We start from the raw sequence: 4,101 nt of genomic DNA, 5'->3' as shown, positions 1-4,101 counted from the left end.
GGGGTAAACGGTTTGGGCGCCGGGGGGGAGTGGGGGGTTGCGGGGTGGTGGGTGGGCGCGGGGGATAGTTGGTGGGGGGCTTGGAGGGCCGGCGGGCGGGGCGCGGCACGCCCCGCCCGCCGGGCGGGCTCACTGCCCGTCGGTGCCCTTGCCCAGGGAGAGCGTGACCGGCACGTCCTCCTTGGTGGTGCCCTCGAAGGTGAACTTCTGCTCCGCGCCCTCGCCCTCGGTGTCGACCGAGATGATCTGGCCGGGGCGCAGGTCGCCGAAGAGGATCTTCTCGGACAGGACGTCCTCGATGTCGCGCTGGATCGTGCGGCGCAGCGGGCGCGCCCCCAGGACGGGGTCGTAGCCCTTGGTCGCCAGCAGCACCTTGGCGGACGGGGTGAGCTCGATGCCCATGTCCTTGTCCTTGAGGCGCTCGTCCAGCCGCGCGAGGAACAGGTCGACGATCTGGATGATCTCGTCCTGCGTCAGCTGCGGGAAGACGACGATGTCGTCGACGCGGTTGAGGAACTCGGGCCGGAAGTGCTGCTTGAGCTCGTCGTTGACCTTGGACTTCATCCGGTCGTAGTTCGTCTGCTTGGTCTGCGACCCCGCGGCGAACCCGGTCCCGACGCCCTTGGAGATGTCCCGCGTCCCCAGGTTGGTCGTCATGATGATCACGGTGTTCTTGAAGTCCACCACGCGGCCCTGCGAGTCGGTCAGGCGGCCGTCCTCGAGGATCTGCAGCAGCGAGTTGAAGATGTCCGGGTGGGCCTTCTCCACCTCGTCGAACAGGACGACGGAGAACGGCTTGCGGCGCACCTTCTCGGTCAGCTGGCCGCCCTCCTCGTACCCGACGTAGCCGGGCGGGGAGCCGAACAGCCGCGAGACGGTGTGCTTCTCGGAGAACTCGCTCATGTCCAGCTGGATGAGCGCGTCCTCCTCGCCGAAGAGGAACTCCGCCAGCGCCTTGGCCAGCTCGGTCTTACCGACGCCGGTGGGACCGGCGAAGATGAACGAGCCGCCGGGGCGCTTGGGGTCCTTCAGGCCGGCGCGGGTGCGCCGGATGGCCTGGGACAGCGCCTTGATGGCGTCGTTCTGGCCGATGACGCGCTTGTGGAGCTCGGCCTCCATGTTGAGCAGGCGCGCCGACTCCTCCTCGGTCAGCCGGACGACCGGGATGCCCGTGGCCGTGGCCAGGACCTCCGCGATCAGCTCCTCGTCGACCTCGGCGATGACGTCCATGTCGCCGGACTTCCACTGCTTCTCGCGCTCGCCCTTCTGCGCCAGGAGCTTCTTCTCCTTGTCGCGCAGCGAGGCCGCCTTCTCGAAGTCCTGCGCGTCGATCGCGGACTCCTTCTCGCGGCGCACGTCGGCGATGCGCTCGTCGAACTCGCGCAGGTCCGGCGGTGCGGTCATGCGGCGGATGCGCAACCGCGCGCCCGCCTCGTCGATCAGGTCGATCGCCTTGTCGGGCAGGTAGCGGTCGTTGACGTAGCGGTCGGCCAGGGTGGCGGCGGCGACCAGGGCGGCGTCGGTGATGGAGACCCGGTGGTGCGCCTCGTAGCGGTCGCGCAGGCCCTTGAGGATCTCGATCGCGTGCGGCAGCGTCGGCTCGGGCACCTGGATGGGCTGGAACCGCCGCTCCAGGGCCGGGTCCTTCTCGATGTGCTTGCGGAACTCGTCGAGGGTGGTGGCCCCGATGGTCTGCAGCTCACCGCGGGCGAGCATCGGCTTGAGGATGCTGGCGGCGTCGATGGCACCCTCGGCGGCACCGGCCCCGACGAGGGTGTGGATCTCGTCGATGAACAGGATGATGTCGCCGCGGGTGCGGATCTCCTTGAGGACCTTGCGCAGGCGCTCCTCGAAGTCGCCGCGGTAGCGGGAGCCCGCCACGAGCGCGCCGAGGTCGAGGGTGTAGATCTGCTTGTCCTTGAGGGTCTCGGGCACCTCGCCGCGCACGACGGACTGGGCCAGGCCCTCGACGACGGCGGTCTTGCCGACGCCGGGCTCGCCGATGAGGATCGGGTTGTTCTTGGTGCGGCGCGACAGGACCTGCATGACGCGCTCGATCTGCGGGTCGCGGCCGATGACCGGGTCCAGCTTGCCCTCGCGGGCGGCCTGCGTGAGGTTGCGGCCGAACTGGTCCAGCACCAGCGAGCCGGAGGGGGTGCCCTCCTGGGGACCGCCGGCGGTGGCGGGCTCCTTGCCCTGGTAGCCGGACAGCAGCTGGATGACCTGCTGGCGGACGCGGTTGAGGTCGGCGCCGAGCTTGACGAGGACCTGGGCGGCGACCCCCTCGCCCTCCCGGATGAGGCCGAGCAGGATGTGCTCGGTCCCGATGTAGTTGTGCCCGAGCTGCAGCGCCTCGCGCAGGGACAGCTCCAGCACCTTCTTGGCGCGGGGGGTGAAGGGGATGTGGCCGGACGGGGCCTGCTGGCCCTGCCCGATGATCTCCTGGACCTGCTCGCGGACGGCGTCCAGGGAGATGCCCAGCGACTCGAGGGCCTTCGCTGCGACGCCTTCGCCCTCGTGGATCAGGCCGAGCAGGATGTGCTCGGTCCCGATGTAGTTGTGGTTGAGCATCCGGGCCTCTTCTTGGGCCAGGACGACGACCCGTCGGGCGCGGTCGGTGAACCTCTCGAACATGCGGCGCTCCTCGCGGGTGGTCGGGTCCTCGGGGGACCATCCCCCACGGACCGTTCCGATGCTAGTCCCGGGCCCCGACACCTTCACGTCGCCCGCGTCGCCGCAGGCACCCGGAAGGGGCCGTGACCCTGTCTCCCTGTCCAACCTGCGCCCCGCGGGGGGTGTTCCGCCACGGCGTTCGCCAGGGGCGGACGGCGAGCGGGCGACACTCCGGCGACCGGGGGCCGGAGCCGTGCCCCGCGGCCACCGTCCTCCCGTAGCGTCGGGGACGCACCGCCGGCGGCACGGGACGCCGGCACGACGAGGGGGGCGGCACGTGCAGACGGACGAGGTGACCGGGACGGGCTCGACGGGGCCGGGCGGCGCGGGGGCGGCGGGCGGGGCCGCGGGGGCGGCCGGCACCGGTGACGAGCGGATCGGGCTGCTGGCGCAGCTGCGGGAGGACGTGGCGGTCAACGGCGGCGCGCTGAGGCCGGGCACCCACGCCGTGGTGGTGCACCGCCTGGGGGCGTGGGCCCGCAGCGAGGCGCTCCCGGCGTGGGCGCGCCCGGTGGGCCGCAAGCTGGGCTCCCTGGGCCACGTGGTCGTGCGCAACCTGTACGGCATCGAGCTGCCGCCGACCACGGTCCTGGGCCGGCGGGTGCGCATCGCCCACCAGAACGGCATCGTGGTCCACCCGCGCAGCCGCATCGGCGACGACTGCATCATCCGCCAGGGCGTGTCCATCGGTGCGGGCATGGGCGACGGCGAGCGCTTCGCCCAGCAGGCGCCCGTCCTGGGGCGGGGCGTGTCGGTGGGGGCCGGCGCCGTGGTCGTCGGCGGGGTCACCGTGGGCGACGACGCCGTCATCGGCCCGAACGCCACGGTCATGACCAACGTCAAGCCGAACGTGCGGGTCCTGGCGCCGCCGCCGCGCATGATGGCGCTGCCCGAGGCCGTGGCCCGCCGCGAGCAGGAGGCCCGCGGCCGCTGAGCCCGCCCGCCGGCCCCGCCCCGTCCGGGCGGCGGGGCCGGGCGGCTCACGCCAGGTGGAAGTACTCCTCCAGCCGCTCCATGGAGCGGTCCGGGTGCTCGCCGGTGGCGAAGAAGCGGGCCATGGTGGCCTGCCAGCGCTCGTTGACCTCCTCGCGGTCCATGGCCGCCACGGCCGCCTCGAAGTCGTCGGCCACGCAGTAGCCGACGACGAGGCCGTCCTCGCGGCGCAGGAACAGCGAGTAGTCGCGCCAGCCGGCGCGGCTGAGGGCCTCGAGCATCTCGGGCCAGACGTGCTCGTGGGCGGTGAGGTACTCGTCCACCAGCTCGGGACGCAGGTGCATGAGGAAGCAGGCGCGCTCGGCCACCGCAGGTCCACCTCTCCGTGGGGTCGGGGTGCCGATCCAACCAGGTGCCCGGCCGGGGACGCACCGAGGGGGGCGGGGGCCCCCCGCCGCCCCCCCCGCGGGGGGCGCGGGCGCCCCCCGCGCGCCG

At 72.6% G+C, this 4,101-nt stretch carries 3 protein-coding genes; 1 reads left to right on the top strand and 2 read right to left on the bottom strand.

Features of this window, described 5'->3' with window-relative positions; translation table 11 throughout:
• Window positions 1–129: 129 nt before the first annotated feature.
• On the bottom strand, window positions 130–2,634 hold the full coding sequence (locus ACRYR9_RS19520) for an ATP-dependent Clp protease ATP-binding subunit (protein WP_432495564.1): 2,505 nt from the start codon (window positions 2,632–2,634) through the stop codon (window positions 130–132).
• Between the two features lie 316 nt (window positions 2,635–2,950).
• On the opposite strand from ACRYR9_RS19520, the gene ACRYR9_RS19515 reads away from it, so the two are divergent.
• Window positions 2,951–3,607 carry an LbetaH domain-containing protein gene (locus ACRYR9_RS19515; RefSeq protein ID WP_432495562.1) on the top strand — a complete coding sequence of 219 codons (657 nt, stop codon included), beginning with the start codon at window positions 2,951–2,953 and terminating at the stop codon, window positions 3,605–3,607.
• A gap of 46 nt (window positions 3,608–3,653) precedes the next feature.
• On the opposite strand, the gene ACRYR9_RS19510 is transcribed toward ACRYR9_RS19515, so the two are convergent.
• Window positions 3,654–3,974 (bottom strand): L-rhamnose mutarotase, encoded by a 321-nt coding sequence (locus tag ACRYR9_RS19510; protein ID WP_432495560.1) that lies wholly within the window; start codon window positions 3,972–3,974, stop codon window positions 3,654–3,656.
• Window positions 3,975–4,101: the final 127 nt, after the last annotated feature.

This window comes from Kineococcus auxinigenes (assembly GCF_050871525.1).
Classification (GTDB): Bacteria; Actinomycetota; Actinomycetes; order Actinomycetales; family Kineococcaceae; genus Kineococcus.
This window is presented reverse-complemented; position numbering and strand designations above follow the sequence as displayed.

What these genes read in the sequence shown, in the direction of transcription:
- ACRYR9_RS19520 (WP_432495564.1), bottom strand. Translation starts at nt 2,634, where the DNA reads ATGTTCGAGAGGTTCACCGACCGCGCCCGACGGGTCGTCGTCCTGGCC.